The organism is Pantoea sp. PNA 03-3, assembly GCF_003201175.1.
In the GTDB taxonomy this organism is placed as follows: Bacteria; Pseudomonadota; Gammaproteobacteria; order Enterobacterales; family Enterobacteriaceae; genus Pantoea; species Pantoea stewartii.
The window spans coordinates 1-16,711 of record NZ_QICO01000007.1; the positions used below are offsets into that span (position 1 = coordinate 1).

A 16,711-nucleotide genomic window follows, 5' to 3' on the forward strand; every position below is an offset into this window, starting at 1 on the left:
TAAAGTTTGATTTGCTGCAACCAGTGCAGCGATGCTCAAGGAAAACGTCGTAATGAATTTCAATACGTGTTCACTCTTAAGACTTGATATTTTTTTGCGTCCGGAGACGCGGATATCAATCCTGCGAGTGCCCACACAGATTGTCTGATAAATTGTTAAAGAGCAGTGCAACCAGCGGGTTAACCGTCTGTTGCGAGGTGGCGTATATTACGCTTTCCTCCTTCAGAGTCAACCTCTTTTTCAGAAGTTTTTCTCCGGCGGCTCAGTTGCCTGACCCTCTCAACACCGCATTCCGTAAGCCGTTGTGCCGTGTCGATGGAGGCGCATTATAGGGAGTTCGCGCGGCCTGACAAGGGTTAATTGCAAAAATATTACTGTTCGTCTCAAATTTCGCCAGATCGCGTTATTTCAGTACGATTTGCCTGGTAACTGTGCAAAATCTCTGGCGAAACCGCGCACCTGCTCCCAGTCCGTATACTCAACTTCCTTCGTCGTATCCGTTTCGCCGCCGGTCATGCGCATAATCAACTTAATCATGACCCGATCAAACCAACGATAGCGGGGATAATACAGTGCACCAGCAAAAACCGCACAGCAATCGGGCTTCCAGGGCGACTGCGCTAAAAACTTAACGGTATAGGCATTGGTTTCCGGCGTCCGCTTCTCTGGCTTTCGCGCCGTAAGATTCACGGAGAAGAAGCCGCTGACGCGCTGCTGCAATGCGGCCAGGTTCTGCTTAACAAATTCGTTTACGGCGGGCTGAAAGTGACCATAACGGATTGAAGCCCCAATCAGCACCCGATCATATTGCTGCCAGTCAATCGCGTCTGCATCCTGAATATTCATCACATCGCACGCTTGCTCGCCCTTAATCGCCTCCGCCATAGCGGAAGCGATTTTTTGCGTCTGACCGTCACGGGTCGAAAAGAGAATTAATGCTTTCATCATCTGCATCCTTATTAGTTATTCTCGCCAGAAGGTTGGCGTGAATAACACCAGCAACGTGAATACCTCAAGGCGACCAAACAGCATAGTCGAAATTAAAATCCACTTTGCCACATCATTCATTGAGGTGAAGTTATCCGCTACAACACCCAGACCGGGCCCCAGGTTGTTTAACGTTGCGGCGACCGCGGCAAACGCAGAAAAATCATCCACGCCGGTGGCAATAATGGCCAGCATACTGATCAGGAAGACCAGGGCATACGCAGAGAAGAATCCCCAGACCGCTTCCAGGATGCGTTCTGGCAACGCGCGATTACCCAGCTTAATGGTGTAAACCGCATTGGGATGGACAAGGCGTTTGAGTTCGCGATTCCCCTGTTTACACAGCAGCAGGATGCGGATCACTTTCAGGCCACCGCCCGTCGAACCGGCACAGCCGCCAATGAACGCAGAGCACAGCAGCAAAACCGGCAGGAACAGCGGCCAGCGCGCAATACTGTCTGTGGTAAATCCCGCTGTCGTCGCCATCGAGACAACCTGGAAAAACGCCTGATTCAACGTTTGCCAGCCACTGTCATAAACATTATGGAACCACAGTACCACTGTACAGATCAGTACCAGCGTCAGTTGCACACCGATAAACATACGAAATTCGGGATCGCGTAAGTACACCCGAAGATTGCGGTTACTCAGTAAAGAGAAGTGCAGGCCGTAGTTACAGCCGGAGATCAGCAGGAACACGGCCACAATCGTATTAATGGTGCCGCTCTGGAAATAGCCGATACTGGCATCGTGGGTTGAAAATCCCCCAATAGCAATCGTCGAAAAGCTGTGCCCAATGGCATCGAAGGCGGGCATTCCGGCAAACCATAATGCCAGTGCGCAGGCCACCGTCAGTAATACATAGATAAGCCATAGCGTCTTGGCCGTTTCGGCAATACGCGGACGCATCTTATTGTCTTTCAACGGACCGGGCATTTCGGCACGGTAAAGCTGCATCCCACCGACGCCCAGAATGGGCAGAATCGCCACCGCGAGCACAATGATTCCCATACCGCCAAGCCACTGCAGCATCTGGCGATAGAACAGAATCGCTTTAGGCAAAGAGTCCAGCCCCACCAGCGTCGTCGCACCGGTGGTGGTTAACCCGGAAAAGGATTCAAAAAAGGCATCGGTAACCGACAGATGCGGCTGTTCGGCAAAGATAAACGGCATGGCCCCGACGCTGCCCAGCACGGTCCAGAACAGCACCACGATCAGAAACCCTTCGCGCGGCTTAAGCTCCGTTTTCTTCTTACGGTTTGGCCACCACAATAATGAACCAATCACCAGAGCCATCATAAACGTCTGGCTGAAGGCGCGGCCGGCACCATCCCGATAAATCAGCGCAACGAGGCCGGGTACAATCATCGTCACCGAGAAGAGGATCACCAGCAGACCGACAATGCGGGTAATGGCGCGAAAATGCATTAAGCCGTTCCTTTAGTTAAAGAGAAGAACATCATGATGTAAGCGGAAGAAGCGTTAACGCACCCCGGCTGAAGTCTGACAGATTTTGCTTAAATCCCTCAATTTGTCCATAAGGCAAAGCCAGCGTCATCGCGATACGGTCGCAATACTGACTTTCAGTAATGCTGCCGTCGTAGCGCTGCACCAGACGCTCAATGTCGCTCAACTGGGCGTAGTCACACTGCAACGTGAATAACCTTACCGGGACTTTTCGCTGGCGCTCAAGCTGTTTCAGCCCTTGCTGGACACCGCCGCCATAAGCCTTTACCAGACCGCCCGTTCCCAGCATGATGCCGCCGTAGTAACGTACGACAACGGCGGTGATTTCCCCTATGCCTGCCCCCATCAACTGCGCCAGCATAGGTTTCCCCGCCGTTCCCGAAGGTTCGCCGTCATCGGAAAACCCCAACTGCTGCGAATCATCGGGCGCGCCCGCCACCCAGGCCCAGCAATGATGCCGGGCCGTCGGATGATCCTGTTTTACCTGCTGGACAAAAGCCCGCGCGGCTTCGACACCGTCCGTGTGCGCCAGTAACGTAATAAACCGGCTCTTTTTGATGGTCTCCTCACTCACGCTCAGCGCTTTCGCAGGAATATCGTAAGCCTCCATCAGGCGAGGTGCAGGTCGCGAGTCATGTTTTCAACGCGATTAGCATGAATAACCACGTTATCTTCAATGCGAATGCCGCCGTAAGGCTTAAGCGCATCCAGTGCCTGCCAGTTAAAATGCGCACTGAATTTGCCAGCGCGCAGCGGTGCCAGCAGTGAATCAATAATGTAGAAGCCTGGCTCGATGGTTAACACCATCCCCGGCTGGATGACACGGGTGCAACGCAGGTAAGGATATTGCGCTGGCGCAGCCAGGTGCGTCCCGCTTTCATCCTGCATAAATCCGGCGACATCATGAACCTGCAGGCCCAGCGGATGACCTAAACCGTGTGGCATAAACGGACCGGTCAGGTCTTCGGCCACCAACGCCTCTTCACTGATGCCGTGGACCAAATCAAACTTCACCAGCAATTTTGCAATGCGCTGATGCATTTGCAGATGGTAATCGGTGTAGCGCACGCCCGCTTTCAACGTCGCAATCAAGGCCAGCTCTTCCGCATTCATCGCCTCCACCATTTTGGCATACAGCGATCCGCTTTGTGCGGCATAGCTGCGGGTCAGGTCAGCGGCATATCCCTGATATTCCGCCCCGGCATCAATCAGGAAACTGTAGCGCTTAGCCGGTGGCTGATGATCCAGTTTGGTGTAATGCAACACGGCAGCATGTTCGTTCAATGCAATAATGTTGCCGTAAGGGACATCCGTATCGCGATGACCAGTCGCGGTCAGGTACGCCTGATTAATATCGAATTCACTCAGACCTGCCGCAAACGCTTCTTTGGCAGCGCGATGTCCTGCCACGGCAATTTTCTGCGCCTGACGCATACAGCTCAGTTCGTAGTCAGTTTTAATACTGCGGTGATAATGCAGGAAATCGATCACCGCTTTAGGATTGATGTTGCCTGCCGTAATGCCTAACTGCGCAGCGCGTTCGACGACCGGGCCAATATAGGCAACATTTTCGCGCTGAGCAGGCAGGAGATCGCCAATGGCATTCGCGTTTGCCAGCCCGATAATCTCAATGTCGTCGGTCCAGAAACTGTGCGGAAGCGGTTCAACGTTGTGCCAGTAATCCACCGGCGAATAGAACCACAATTTCGGTTTGTTCACGCCATCGATCCACAGCCAACAGTTAGGTACCTGTGTTACCGGCACCCAGGACTTGAACTGCGGGTTGACCTTAAACGGATACGTGTGGTCGTCCAGAAATACGGTGAGTAGCTCGCCGGAATGGATCAGCATGGCGTCCAGTTTATGACGTGCCAATACCTGCTGAGCACGTTGTTGCAAGGTCGTAATATGCGCGTGATACAAGCTCTTAAGTGAATCCATTGCCGCCTCTCCAGTATCCGGAAAAGCCGCAGTTTATCACAGGCAAAATCCGGATGCCGGGTTCCCCGTGGCTGTGATCTTGTTAGCAAATAAACAAAGAGCTGTTTGCAAAAAATTAACATCCCTCCCAAACTCACGATCATCTGGTATGACCAGATCACCTTTCGCGGTTTCAGGAGACGTACATGCTCTACCAAGGCGCTAACCTCACTCTTCACCAGCTGGACGATGGTATTGTCGAGCTGGTATTTGATGCCCCCGGCTCCGTTAACAAGCTGGATACGCAAACCGTGGCCAGTCTTGGCGATGCGGTAACGGTGCTGGAAAAACATGCCGGCCTGCGCGGTGTGCTTCTGCGATCAGCAAAACCCGCCTTTATCGTGGGTGCGGACATTACTGAATTCCTGGCGCTCTTTGATGCGCCGACAGAGAAACTGAGCCAGTGGCTGACCTTCGCCAACAGTATCTTCAATCGTCTGGAAGATTTGCCGGTGCCCACGATCTCGGCGATTGAGGGCCATGCGCTGGGCGGTGGCTGTGAATGTGTACTGGCCACGGATTTGCGCGTTGCCACACCGACGGCCCGCCTGGGGTTACCGGAAACGAAGCTGGGCATCATGCCGGGTTTTGGCGGCAGCGTGCGTCTTCCTCGTCTGTTAGGTGCCGACAGTGCAATGGAAATCATTGCCGCAGGCAAAGATGTTGACGGTGTTGAAGCGCTGAAACTGGGTCTGGTGGATGCGGTTGTCAGCAACGATAAGCTGCGTGATGCTGCGTTAACCATGCTAAAAGCGGCCGCCCACGACGGCAGCTGGCGTGCCCGTCGCGCCCCTAAACTGGCTCCGTTGAAACTCAGCCCCGTTGAAGCCGCGATGAGCTTTACGATAGCCAAAGGCATGGTGATGCAAACGGCGGGGAAACACTACCCTGCGCCAGTCACTGCCGTTAAAACCATTGAAGCGGCAGCAGCGCTGGGCCGCGATGATGCGCTAAAGCTGGAAACCGCAGCGTTTGTTCCGCTGGCACAGTCAGATGTGGCCCGCGCGCTCGTCGGGATTTTTCTCAACGATCAGTACATCAAAAGTCTGGCCAAAAAACGCAGTAGTGAAAGCGGCACGCCCAGACAGGCCGCCGTGCTGGGCGCCGGTATTATGGGCGGTGGAATCAGCTATCAATCGGCATGGAAAGGCGTGCCGGTTAAAATGAAGGATATCAATCCGCAGGCGCTGACGCTGGGCATGAATGAAGCCAGTAAGCTTCTGAATAAGCAACTGGAACGCGGTAAAATAGACGGAAACAAGCTGGCCAGCGTCATTGCCACTATTCAGCCTACCCTCGATTATGCCGGTTTCGACCAGGCCGACATCGTGGTAGAAGCCGTCGTCGAAAATCCGAAAATCAAGGCCAGCGTTCTGGCTGAAACCGAAACCCATATGCGCGCTGATGCCATTCTGGCGTCAAACACCTCAACCATCCCCATCAGCCATCTGGCGCAGGCGTTGCAGCGTCCAGAAAATTTTTGTGGCATGCACTTCTTTAACCCGGTTCCACGTATGCCGCTGGTAGAGGTGATCCGTGGAGAGAAAACCAGTGAGGCCACGCTGGGTAAAGTTGTCGCCTGGGCCAGTAAAATGGGTAAAACCCCGGTGGTGGTGAATGACTGTCCGGGTTTCTTTGTTAACCGCGTTTTGTTCCCCTACTTCGCTGCCTTCGGCATGCTGTTGCGTGATGGTGCGGACTTCCGCCAGATCGACAAGGTAATGGAAAAACAGTTTGGCTGGCCGATGGGGCCTTCATGGCTGCTGGATGTCGTGGGCATTGATACCGCGCATCATGCGCAAAGCGTCATGGCGGACGGTTTTCCTGAACGGATGAAAAAAGACTATCGCGATGCGATCGATATTCTGTTTGAGGCGAAGCGTTTTGGTCAGAAAAATGGTCTGGGTTTCTGGCGCTGGGAAGAAGACAAAAAAGGGAAACCGAAAAAAGTGTCCGATGCAGAGGTCGATGCCTTACTCGAACCCGCCTGCCAGCCTAAACGGATATTCAGTGATGAAGAGATTCTGAATCGCATGATGCTGCCGATGTTGAATGAAGTGGTTCGCTGCCTGGAAGAGAAGATTATCGCCTCACCTGCTGAAGCAGACATGGCGCTGGTCTATGGTCTGGGATTCCCGCCTTTCCGTGGCGGCGCTTTCCGTTATCTCGACACTTTGGGTAACGGCAACGTGGTGGATCAGGCGAAACGTTATTCGTCATTGGGTGGGCTGTATGCGCTCCCTGCCCTGCTGCTTGAGAAAGCGCGCCAACACGAAAGCTGGTATCCCGCCGTCAAACCGATCGATGAAGCCGCGTTCAGAAGCGCCTGAGGTAATCAAAATGGAAAATGTGGTAATTATTGACGCGGTGCGTACGCCGATGGGCCGTTCAAAAGGTGGGGCATTTCGCCATGTACGCGCCGAGGACCTGTCCGCGCATGTCATGCGTGCTCTGTTGAACCGCAATCCGGGGGTTAATGCCGCCACGCTGGACGACATTATCTGGGGTTGCGTGCAGCAAACGCTGGAGCAAGGCTTCAACATTGCCCGCAACGCCGCGCTGCTGGCTGAAATCCCGCACCGCGTTCCGGCGACAACGGTTAACCGTCTTTGCGGTTCTTCAATGCAGGCCTTACATGACGCCGCACGCGCAATCATGGTCGGCGATGCTCAGACCTGTTTAATTGGCGGTGTCGAACATATGGGGCATGTCCCCATGAACCATGGCGTCGATTTTCATCCGGGTTTAGGCCGTACCGTTGCGAAAGCCGCAGGGATGATGGGGCTAACGGCAGAGATGCTGGCGCGCATGCACCATATCAGCCGCGAGCAGCAGGACGCTTTTGCTTTGCGCTCTCATCAGCGTGCCTGGCAGGCCACGCAGCGTGGCGATTTTGCCAATGAAATTGTTGCGCTGCATGGTCACGATGCCGATGGCGTCCTGAAACGCTATGACGTTGACGAAGTCATCCGTGAAGATACCAGCCTGGAAGGACTGGCAGCACTGCGGCCTGCCTTCGATCCGGTGAACGGAACAGTCACTGCGGGCAGTTCGTCAGCGTTATCAGACGGGGCGGCGGGCATGTTGATCATGAGTGAAAGCCACGCACGAGAGCAGGGCCTGAAACCCCGTGCACGCCTTAAAAGTATGGCAGTAGTGGGATGCGACCCTTCCATTATGGGATACGGCCCGGTCCCGGCCAGCAAGCTGGCACTGAAGCGCGCCGGGCTGAGCGTAAATGACATTGATGTTTTTGAACTTAACGAGGCTTTTGCCGCGCAGGTTCTGCCCTGCATCAACGATCTCGGCCTGTCAGACAGGCTCGATGACAAGGTCAACCTCAATGGCGGCGCCATCGCGTTGGGTCATCCGTTAGGCTGCTCAGGCGCACGCATCAGCACGACGTTGCTGAACATTATGGAACGTCGCGATGCGCAGTTCGGCCTGGCCTCCATGTGTATTGGTTTGGGTCAGGGCATCGCTACCGTTATTGAACGCGTTTAATACGTTGGAACGTTATAGTGTGAGATTTACCCGCCTGTCAGGGGCGGGTTTTTTCTTGTGCTGTCACGTCAGATAAAAGCAAACGCATCGCCATACATTTGTGCTTCAACGGCACCTCGTTCTGAACAAAAGCGTTCACGGGCGATTTTCGCCATTTCGAAGCGGCCGGCAATATAAATCTCATGCTCACTCAGGGTCGCAAAGTCCTGCATGACGGCTGTCAGCACCGTACCAGAACGGCCCGGCCAGCCTGCTTCAGGCTGTTCGACAACCGGAATCACTTTCAGATTCGGATGCTTAATCGCCAGTGCTTCCAGCTCGTCCAAATCATACAAATGCTTCAGTTCGCGCCCGCCCCAGTAAACCGCAATATCACGGTTGGGTTGTTCGGCAAGCGCGGTGAGTAAAATGGAACGCACATAGGAAAAGCCTGTGCCACCCGCGATCAGGATTAACGGCTTGTCACTCTCTTCACGCAACCAGGCATCACCATGTGGGATGTCCACCACAATTTGCCCTTCCTGCTGAATACGATCCATCACCGCCATGGCGTAGAGATTCAGCTCTGAGGCACCGATATGCAGTTCAATGATTTCAGTTTCCATTGGCGTGGAGGCTAATGAAAACGGGCGCTTGTCACGCTCATCCATTACGACCATCAGGTACTGCCCTGCGCGAAAACTAAAATCTGCTTCCGGAATCAGGCGAACGCGATACACCGTGTCGGTAATCGCCTCAACTGAAGTTACTTTACAGCTTAACGTTGTCATGCGGTCCCTCTGTCGGGTCGTCTTTATGGTTATTGCTCACCATCAACGCTGTGATGGTTGATCAAAAATACCGAGGTCATCCCAGATAGCGTCGATACGTGCGGTAACGGCCGGATCTTTAACAATCGGCGTGCCCCACTCTCGTTGCGTCTCACCTGGCCATTTATTCGTGGCGTCGAGGCCCATCTTTGACCCTAGTCCGGAAACCGGAGACGCAAAATCAAGATAATCGATTGGCGTGTTTTCTACCAATACGGTATCGCGTGCCGGGTCCATACGCGTCGTGATTGCCCAGATGACGTCGTTCCAGTCGCGGGCATTAACGTCATCATCACACACAATAACAAATTTGGTGTACATGAACTGCCGTAAAAATGACCAGACGCCAAACATCACGCGCTTGGCATGTCCCGCGTACTGTTTTTTAATCGTCACGACCGCCAGTCGGTAAGAGCATCCTTCTGGTGGCAAATAGAAATCGACGATTTCCGGGAACTGTTTAATCAGAATCGGTACAAGCACTTCATTCAGCGCCACGCCCAGGACGGCGGGTTCATCCGGTGGCCTTCCGGTATAGGTAGAATGGTAGATCGCCTGATGACGCTGCGTGATGTGCGTAACGGTAAACACCGGGAAATTGTCGACTTCATTATAGTAACCGGTGTGATCGCCATAGGGACCTTCAGGTGCCATGTCACCGGGTTCGATATAGCCTTCCAGCACAATTTCGGCGCTCGCAGGCACTTCCAGATCGTTTGAGAGGCACTTGACGACTTCGGTCTTGTTGCCGCGCAGCAGACCGGCAAACGCATACTCTGACAACGTGTCAGGGACGGGCGTGACAGCCCCCAGAATGGTCGCCGGATCGGCGCCCAGTGCAACGGACACCGGGAAACGTTCGCCAGGATGTGCCTTGCACCATTCAAGATAATCCAGGGCACCACCACGATGAGAAAGCCAGCGCATGATCAGGCGATTTTTGCCAATCACCTGCTGACGATAGATGCCTAAATTTTGTCGCTCTTTATGCGGGCCGCGCGTTACGGTTAATCCCCATGTAATCAGCGGGGCAGCGTCGCCGGGCCAGCATTTCATGACCGGGATTCGGGTCAGGTCGACCTCATCACCACTGAAAACCACCTCCTGACAGGGCGCATTGCGCAACCTTTTGGTCGGCATATTCAGTACTTGCTTAAACTGCGGCATTTTACTGAACAGATCGCGGAAACCTCTCGGTGGCTCAGGTTCTTTTAAAAAGGCCAGCAATTCACCCACTTCACGCAGTGCGCTGACCTCTTCCTGGCCCATGCCCATGGCCACGCGTTTTGGCGTACCGAACAGGTTACACAGTACAGGCATGTCGTAACCTTTTGGGTTCTCAAACAGCAATGCCGGACCGCCTGCACGCAGGGTGCGATCGGCAATTTCGGTCATTTCCAGTTCGGGGTCGATCACGTGCGAGATACGCTTGAGTTCACCACGCTGTTCAAGCAGCGCAATAAAGTCTCTTAAATCCTGATATTTCATGCGGCTTCAACTTTCCGGCCAGAGTGAATTTGCCATTATAGGGCTGATTACATGAATGTGTGGAGCTTTATGCACCGCATGGCTTATCTTGCCCGTCACGGGCAACCATCAGACGAATAATGTCGCTTAGTTTTCGTGCTGAACCTTACCGCATAATGGCTATTTTTTCATTTTATGCGATGGCATTCGTCATTCAGAACAATCTTAGTTTATTTTCCAGGCAACGCCGCGTAACAGACCCCAATGCGCTATAACTCTGAGTGGAGGTTTGCTATTCTTAGCGTCCATTCATTGGGAGCAGTTATGGAATCCTGGTACTTACTCTATTGCAAACGTGGGCAGCTATTGCGTGCGAAAGAGCATCTTGAGCGGCAAGCCGTAAATTGCCTGAGCCCCATGATCGCGCTTGAGAAAATTGTGCGTGGCAAGCGAACTACCGTAAGTGAACCGCTGTTCCCAAACTACCTGTTCATTGAGTTTGACCCCGAAGCCATTCACACCACAACCATCAGCAGTACACGTGGCGTCAGCCATTTCGTGCGCTTTGGCGCGACGCCGGCCACCGTACCTGCTGTCGTTATTGATGCACTGCAGACTGATGTGCCACAAACGCTGATCGATCCTGAAACGCCGCAAAACGGCGATGAAGTCATCATCACCGAAGGGACGTTTGAAGGTCTGCGGGCTATCTTCTCAGAGCCCGATGGCGAAGCACGCTCCATCCTGTTGCTGAATCTGCTAAACAAACAGGTTGTCCGGAGCGTGGATAACCGACAATTCCGTAAAGCCTAACGCAGCCCGAACAGCGTGCGCGCATTATGATCCACCTGGGCTGCCAGCGCCTCTGGTTCCTCGCCTCGCCAGTTCGCGACCTGCTGCAGGATATGCGGTAAAAAACAGGGTTCATTGCGTCGGGAAGTTGGCCGTGGGCGCATATCCCGCGGTAACAGATAGGGCGCATCCGTTTCCAGTAGCAACCGTTCGGCGGGAATCAACGGCAACATCTCACGCAGGGCAATTCCCCGGCGTTCATCGCATACCCAACCGGTAATGCCTACCGATAAGCCCATTTCCAGGCAGGCCGCTAACTCTTCCCGGGTACCGGTAAAACAGTGAATCACGGCGGCGGGTAATTTGGGCAACCAGGGTTCAAGTACCGCAGCAAAGCGTTCATGCGCTTCCCGACAGTGAAGAAACACGGGCATATTCAGTTCCGCAGCTAATGCCAGTTGCGCGTCAAACGCATATTCCTGCTGCTGATGTGCGGACAGGTTACGATTGAAATCCAGCCCGCATTCACCTATCGCCACAACCTGGGCTTTTTCCGCCAGCCGGCGCAGCGTATTCGCGACCTCTTGTGACCACTCACTGGCATGATGGGGATGCACGCCCGCGGTGGACCAGCAGTAACCCGGATGAGCCTCAGCCAGCCGCTGCGCCTGCTGACTTTCCAGCGCATTGGTACCGGTAATCAACATGCCGGTGACGCCCGCGTCACGGGCGCGCGTAATCACCTTTTTTCGATCGGAGGCGAACTGCGTGCTGGTCAGGTTTACACCGATATCAAACATATTTTTACTCTCTGTCAAAAACATCCTAAACAAAAAACCGCCTGACGGCGGTTTTTGGCTTGTGTCTCCCGCTTCTGCGGGTGTACTGAATACGACATCAGGATTCGGTGTTCTGTTCCTCATCCTCTGTCTGACGGCCTTTTCCCACATAGTACCGTGAAAAGAATACGCCGACTTCAAACAGGCAGTACATCGGAATAGCGAGCAAAGTTTGAGAAAAAACGTCCGGTGGTGTGAGCAGCATCCCGACAACAAACGCGCCGACCAGGATGTAAGGACGCTTCTTTTTTAAATCCTCAGGGCTGGTAATACCGGTCCAGCACAGCAGCACTATGGCTACCGGCACTTCAAATGCCACACCAAACGCCATAAACAAGGTCATGACAAAATCGAGATAGTTGGTGATATCTGTCGCGATAGTGACGCCCTGCGGCGCGGTTTTCGCAAAAAAGCCGAAAGCCAGCGGAAAAACAATGAAATAGGCAAAGGCCACGCCAACATAAAACAGTAGCGTACTGGAAAACAGTAGCGGCATGACCAGCTTACGTTCGTGGCGATAAAGCGCTGGCGCAATAAACGCCCAGACCTGATAAAGAATAACCGGCACGGCAAGGAACACCGACACGATCATCGTCAGCTTTATCGGCGTGAAGAAAGGTGAGGCGACATCCGTCGCGATCATGCTGGCACCCGCTGGCATCTGATTGATCAGTGGCGACGCCACGGCATGGTAGATGTCATTAGCAAAGTAGATCAGTGCCAGAAAAATAACTAACACAGCAATTATGCAGTTCAGCAGACGTTTACGCAGCTCAATCAGATGGCTGATAAGTGGTTGGGTATCTTCAACGGCCATTATCGTTCATCACTTGCAGAAGGAGGAGAAGCTGGGTTGAGCGACGGCGCGGCGTTGCCCGGTTTTTCCGCAGGCGGTGCGTCTGTCCGACCCGGCGATTGCGGCGGAGCACTGGCATAGCCGGACGCAGGCCGCGGCGGGACCGGCGTGGTCGCCGTGTTGCTGTCCTGTGCCGGTGCAACCGCAGCGTCGACATGGGGTTCAACAGGTGCGTGTGCGGGTGACTGTGCCTGCTGCTCACTGGCCACAGGCGTCACCGGTTTCGGCGAGTCACTCCCCGTCTGGTGTAACGGGGAATGGATGGTGTTTGCTTCGTCTTCTTCTCTTTCGATATCAATGCTCTGTTGAACCGAGCGTTTCATTGAATCCGCGGTTTTACGCAACGCTTCCATGGATTCTTTCAGCTCAGGCGACAATGTGCCGTGGCTGGCTTCCTCCACCTTTTTCAGGCTGTCCTGCAGTTCCTGCAGTTTCAGCTCTTGCGCCAGCTCACTCTGAACATTGGCCGCCAGTGAACGGACCGCCCGAATCCATCCGACAACCGTTTTAACCGCATGCGGCAAACGTTGCGGACCCAGGACAATCAGCCCGATCACGAAGACTAATAGCAACTCACCAAAACCAATATCGAACACGGTTTACACCTGCTTGTCGTTCTTAATGTCGTCTTTCTGAGCAGACGTTGGCTGTTTGTCCGCCAGCGTTTTCGCATGGAAATCCGCGTCCTGCTCTTTTGGCTGATCTTTTTTGTCGTCTTCATCACTCATGGCTTTCTTGAAACCACGGATAGACGAACCCAAATCCGACCCCAGATTACGTAACTTATTGGTACCGAACAAAAGCACCACAATCACGGCAATAATTAATAACTGCCAAATACTGATACCGCCCATGAGATAGCCTCGATTTTTTGTTAAAAACTGCGGAATGAAGCACAACCTAAACCCTTGTTAATTCGGGTCTCAGTCAGCGACATTACCGCGTTTCAGCCGCGAGTGACAATCAGTTTGTCTTGCGCCAGCCGATTAACCAACTGACAAAACCTGCCGCCATTAATGCCGCCGGAAACAGGTCCCACTCAGGCCTGCTGAGGAGTACCGCTGTACCGCTAATCAGCAGCGTGGCACCGACGCCAAACAGGAAACGCGCCTGATGCTGACGTGTACGTTGGACACTCAAATCGTTCACGAGTTTATCGACGCTAAGACGTAACTGCTTATGCTGCTGCATGCTGTCATAGAACAACTCGGGCAGCTCGGGCAGTTTCTCTGCCCAGTAGGGCGCTTTTTCTTTCACTGCGCGAATGATCGCCGGAATACCAATCTGATCTTTAATCCAGTCTTCAAGGAACGGTTTCGCCGTTTTCCATAAGTCCAGTTGCGGATAGAGCTGCCGGCCAATCCCTTCGATATAGAGCAACGTTTTTTGCAACAGCACCAACTGTGGCTGCACTTCCATATTGAAACGTCGCGCCGTGTTAAACAGGTTTAGCAGCACATGACCAAATGAAATTTCAGCCAGCGGTTTTTCAAAGATGGGTTCGCACACCGTACGAATGGCAAACTCAAAGTCTTCCACGTTGGTATCTGCCGGTACCCAGCCAGAGTCAACATGCAGCTCTGCAACTTTGCGGTAATCCCGGTTAAAGAAGGCGATAAAGTTTTCGGCCAGATAGCGCTTATCTTCTTTGTTCAACGAGCCGACAATCCCGCAGTCGATGCCGATATATTGCGGGTCTTCTGGATGCTCATAGCTGACAAAGATGTTGCCAGGGTGCATGTCTGCATGGAAGAAGCTGTCGCGGAAAACCTGTGTGAAGAACACCTGTACGCCGCGTTCGGCTAACAGTTTCATGTTAACGCCATGCTGCTCCAGCGTCGCCACATCGGAGATAGGAATACCGTAGATGCGTTCCATCACCATCATGGTTTCGCTGCAGTAGTCGGAGTAAACCTCGGGAACATACAGCATGCGGCTGTTTTCGAAGTTACGCCGCAGCTGGATGGCATTGGCCGCTTCGCGCAGCAGGTTTAATTCGTCGATCAGCGTTTTTTCATAATCGCGCACCACCTCAACCGGACGCAGACGGCGACCATCCGGCAGCAGGCGCGGTACCCAACGGGCGATGCGGTAGATCAGCTTCATATCGGCTTTGATCACCGGCAGAATATCCGGGCGGATAACCTTAATGACAACCTTTTTGCCGTTGGATTTCAGTGTTGCCGTGTGAACCTGCGCAATAGAGGCAGAAGCCAGTGGGGTGATATCGAAGTCATCAAACCAGGACTCAATCGGTGCCCCCATGGAAGCTTCGATTTGTGCTTTGGCTTTTACGCCGTCGAAAGGCGCAACCCGGTCCTGCAAAATGGCCAGTTCATCGGCGATCTGCGGGGGAAACAGGTCACGCCGCGTGGACAGCATCTGACCAAACTTGATCCAGACGGGGCCCAGCTGTTCCATCGCCAGACGCAGCCGAATACCCATCTGTTCGTGTTTGTGCTGGTTAGGAATCCAAAACACGCACCGCCGCCACAGCCGAAGCGGCAGAGTAATGCGCATTTGGGGAATCAGTTCATCAAGTCCGTATGTCAGAAACACCTTGATAATGAAATATAACCGGCGGATCTCTCCAAAACTCATTTCGCCTCCAGCTGTGCCAGACGCGCATTAAGCGCCTCAAGCGAACGTTCCATCGCGCTAACTTCCTCAGCAAACCAGGCAAATTCCAGCGCACCTGGCGCAACGCGCCACTCTTCCGTCAACGCCTGACCGAGATAATCCTGACGTCGCTGCGTTTCTGCTTTAAACAAGCGAAATGCGCGCTGCGCACCCTGGCTGATCCCTTGCGCGGCGATATCACCGATCCAGGGGGCCAGGTATTCGGCAGGATCCAGCTCAGCCAGATCCATCAACGCAGAGAATTGCTGCACCACCTGCAAATCCCCTTCGACCTGTAACTCACCGCTGCGAATCAGCGTCGTCAGTTGCTGGCGATCGCGTAGCTTCGGCAGCGACTTAAGCTGCGTAATGACCGTGCAGTCGCTGCTGTCCTGCCAGTCACTAAGGACATCCAGCTGTTGCTCACTGAACACCAGCACCAGCGGCCAGGATAGCTCACTCAAACGCAACATCAGTACCTTGCCTGCTAAACGCTGACGTGCGCTTTTCAGACCACGATCGCGGTAGAGAATACGGTTTAGCGCCGTTTCAATACCGGCAGTGATGACGGGGGTTAAGGTCATGGCCATAATGGTTAAAATTTAAACCCACGATGAAGTGCCACGATGCCGCCCGTCATATTTGAATAGGTGGTGTTTTCGAATCCCACATCGTTCATCATCGCTTTCAGGGTTTCCTGGTCGGGATGCATGCGGATGGACTCGGCCAGATAGCGATAACTTTCTGCATCCTGAGCAACCAGTTGGCCGATGCGCGGCAGAATATGGAACGAGTAGGCATCGTAGGCTTTGCTCAGCGGCTCAATAACAGGTTTCGAGAACTCCAGCACCAGCAAACGTCCACCCGGTTTCAGCACGCGGAACATCGACGCCAGCGCCTTCTCTTTTTCCGTAACGTTACGCAGGCCAAAAGAGATCGTAATGCAGTCGAAGTAGTTGTCAGGAAACGGCAGCGCTTCGGCGTTGGCCTGAACATAACTGACATTGCCAACGATACCGAGGTTTCGTAGCTTCTCCCGGCCCATTTTCAGCATAGAGCTGTTAATATCAGCCAGAACAACCTGCCCGGTCTCGCCCACCAGCCGTGAAAATTTTGCGGTTAAATCGCCGGTTCCACCGGCCAGATCCAGGACACGCTGACCGCGACGCACACCGCTGCTGTCGATGGTAAAACGCTTCCAGACGCGATGGACGCCAAACGACATTAAGTCGTTCATCAGGTCATATTTCGCCGCTACGGAATGAAACACGTCCGCGACTTTGTCGGCTTTCTCGCTCTTGGCGACGGTCTGAAAGCCAAAATGGGTAGTTTCCTGCTGTGATTCATCTGCCATCGGTTTTACCTGCTCCACAAACAATACTTATGGAAGT

Annotated in this window: 16 protein-coding genes; 3 read left to right on the forward strand and 13 right to left on the reverse strand. The window is 53.5% G+C overall.

From position 1 onward, the window contains the following. Nucleotides 1-408: 408 nt before the first annotated feature. The 4 genes from hemG to pepQ are packed head-to-tail and all read right to left on the reverse strand — an operon-like array spanning nt 409 to nt 4,395. Nucleotides 409-945 (reverse strand): menaquinone-dependent protoporphyrinogen IX dehydrogenase, encoded by a 537-nt coding sequence (gene hemG / locus C7433_RS17410; RefSeq protein WP_033737395.1) that lies wholly within the window; start codon nt 943-945, stop codon nt 409-411. 18 nt (nt 946-963) lie between these two features. Further along, nucleotides 964-2,415, reverse strand: a complete 1,452-nt coding sequence (trkH, locus tag C7433_RS17415; protein WP_033737393.1) for a Trk system potassium transporter TrkH — start codon at nt 2,413-2,415, stop codon at nt 964-966. 31 nt (nt 2,416-2,446) lie between these two features. Then, complete coding sequence (locus C7433_RS17420) at nt 2,447-3,064, reverse strand: IMPACT family protein (protein WP_110268640.1); 618 nt, start codon at nt 3,062-3,064, stop codon at nt 2,447-2,449. After that, nucleotides 3,064-4,395 carry a Xaa-Pro dipeptidase gene (pepQ, locus tag C7433_RS17425; protein WP_054634710.1) on the reverse strand — a complete coding sequence of 444 codons (1,332 nt, stop codon included), beginning with the start codon at nt 4,393-4,395 and terminating at the stop codon, nt 3,064-3,066. The genes C7433_RS17420 and pepQ overlap by 1 nt, the downstream gene beginning before the upstream one ends. 185 nt (nt 4,396-4,580) lie before the next feature. Here pepQ and fadB point away from each other — a divergent pair, with 185 nt between their 5' ends. Both fadB and fadA read left to right on the forward strand, forming a co-directional pair. Continuing rightward, a complete protein-coding gene (gene fadB, locus C7433_RS17430) occupies nt 4,581-6,764 on the forward strand; it encodes a fatty acid oxidation complex subunit alpha FadB (protein WP_110268641.1) in 2,184 nt (727 codons plus the stop codon). Between the two features lie 10 nt (nt 6,765-6,774). Further along, on the forward strand, nt 6,775-7,938 hold the full coding sequence (gene fadA / locus C7433_RS17435) for an acetyl-CoA C-acyltransferase FadA (RefSeq protein ID WP_054634792.1): 1,164 nt from the start codon (nt 6,775-6,777) through the stop codon (nt 7,936-7,938). Nucleotides 7,939-8,006: 68 nt separating this feature from the next. Here fadA and fre read toward each other — a convergent pair whose 3' ends face one another. Together fre and ubiD are read right to left on the reverse strand one after the other, a co-directional pair. Beyond that, the gene (gene fre / locus C7433_RS17440) at nt 8,007-8,708 is read right to left on the reverse strand and encodes an NAD(P)H-flavin reductase (RefSeq protein ID WP_033737387.1); all 702 of its coding nucleotides are present in this window, start codon (nt 8,706-8,708) and stop codon (nt 8,007-8,009) included. Nucleotides 8,709-8,750: 42 nt separating this feature from the next. Then, on the reverse strand, nt 8,751-10,235 hold the full coding sequence (gene ubiD / locus C7433_RS17445; RefSeq protein ID WP_054634712.1) for a 4-hydroxy-3-polyprenylbenzoate decarboxylase: 1,485 nt from the start codon (nt 10,233-10,235) through the stop codon (nt 8,751-8,753). 303 nt (nt 10,236-10,538) lie between these two features. On the opposite strand from ubiD, the gene rfaH reads away from it, so the two are divergent. Next, entirely contained in the window at nt 10,539-11,027 is a 489-nt protein-coding gene (rfaH, locus tag C7433_RS17450) for a transcription/translation regulatory transformer protein RfaH (protein ID WP_006121479.1), read from the forward strand. On the opposite strand, the gene tatD is transcribed toward rfaH, so the two are convergent. From tatD to ubiE, 7 genes are all read right to left on the reverse strand, one after another. Continuing rightward, the gene (gene tatD / locus C7433_RS17455; RefSeq protein WP_006121478.1) at nt 11,024-11,806 is read right to left on the reverse strand and encodes a 3'-5' ssDNA/RNA exonuclease TatD; all 783 of its coding nucleotides are present in this window, start codon (nt 11,804-11,806) and stop codon (nt 11,024-11,026) included. The two genes, rfaH and tatD, sit on opposite strands and share 4 nt — an antisense overlap. 97 nt (nt 11,807-11,903) lie before the next feature. Further along, nucleotides 11,904-12,662 (reverse strand): Sec-independent protein translocase subunit TatC, encoded by a 759-nt coding sequence (gene tatC / locus C7433_RS17460; protein WP_006121477.1) that lies wholly within the window; start codon nt 12,660-12,662, stop codon nt 11,904-11,906. Further along, nucleotides 12,662-13,297 (reverse strand): Sec-independent protein translocase protein TatB, encoded by a 636-nt coding sequence (tatB, locus tag C7433_RS17465; protein WP_033737384.1) that lies wholly within the window; start codon nt 13,295-13,297, stop codon nt 12,662-12,664. Before tatB ends, tatC begins: the two co-directional genes overlap by 1 nt. A gap of 3 nt (nt 13,298-13,300) precedes the next feature. Continuing rightward, nucleotides 13,301-13,555, reverse strand: a complete 255-nt coding sequence (gene tatA / locus C7433_RS17470; RefSeq protein ID WP_033737383.1) for a Sec-independent protein translocase subunit TatA — start codon at nt 13,553-13,555, stop codon at nt 13,301-13,303. A gap of 109 nt (nt 13,556-13,664) precedes the next feature. Further along, on the reverse strand, nt 13,665-15,302 hold the full coding sequence (gene ubiB, locus C7433_RS17475) for a ubiquinone biosynthesis regulatory protein kinase UbiB (protein WP_006121474.1): 1,638 nt from the start codon (nt 15,300-15,302) through the stop codon (nt 13,665-13,667). Next, complete coding sequence (locus C7433_RS17480) at nt 15,299-15,904, reverse strand: SCP2 domain-containing protein (protein ID WP_039339260.1); 606 nt, start codon at nt 15,902-15,904, stop codon at nt 15,299-15,301. Before C7433_RS17480 ends, ubiB begins: the two co-directional genes overlap by 4 nt. Nucleotides 15,905-15,915: 11 nt before the next feature. Next, complete coding sequence (gene ubiE, locus C7433_RS17485; RefSeq protein ID WP_033737381.1) at nt 15,916-16,674, reverse strand: bifunctional demethylmenaquinone methyltransferase/2-methoxy-6-polyprenyl-1,4-benzoquinol methylase UbiE; 759 nt, start codon at nt 16,672-16,674, stop codon at nt 15,916-15,918. Nucleotides 16,675-16,711 lie beyond the last annotated feature (37 nt).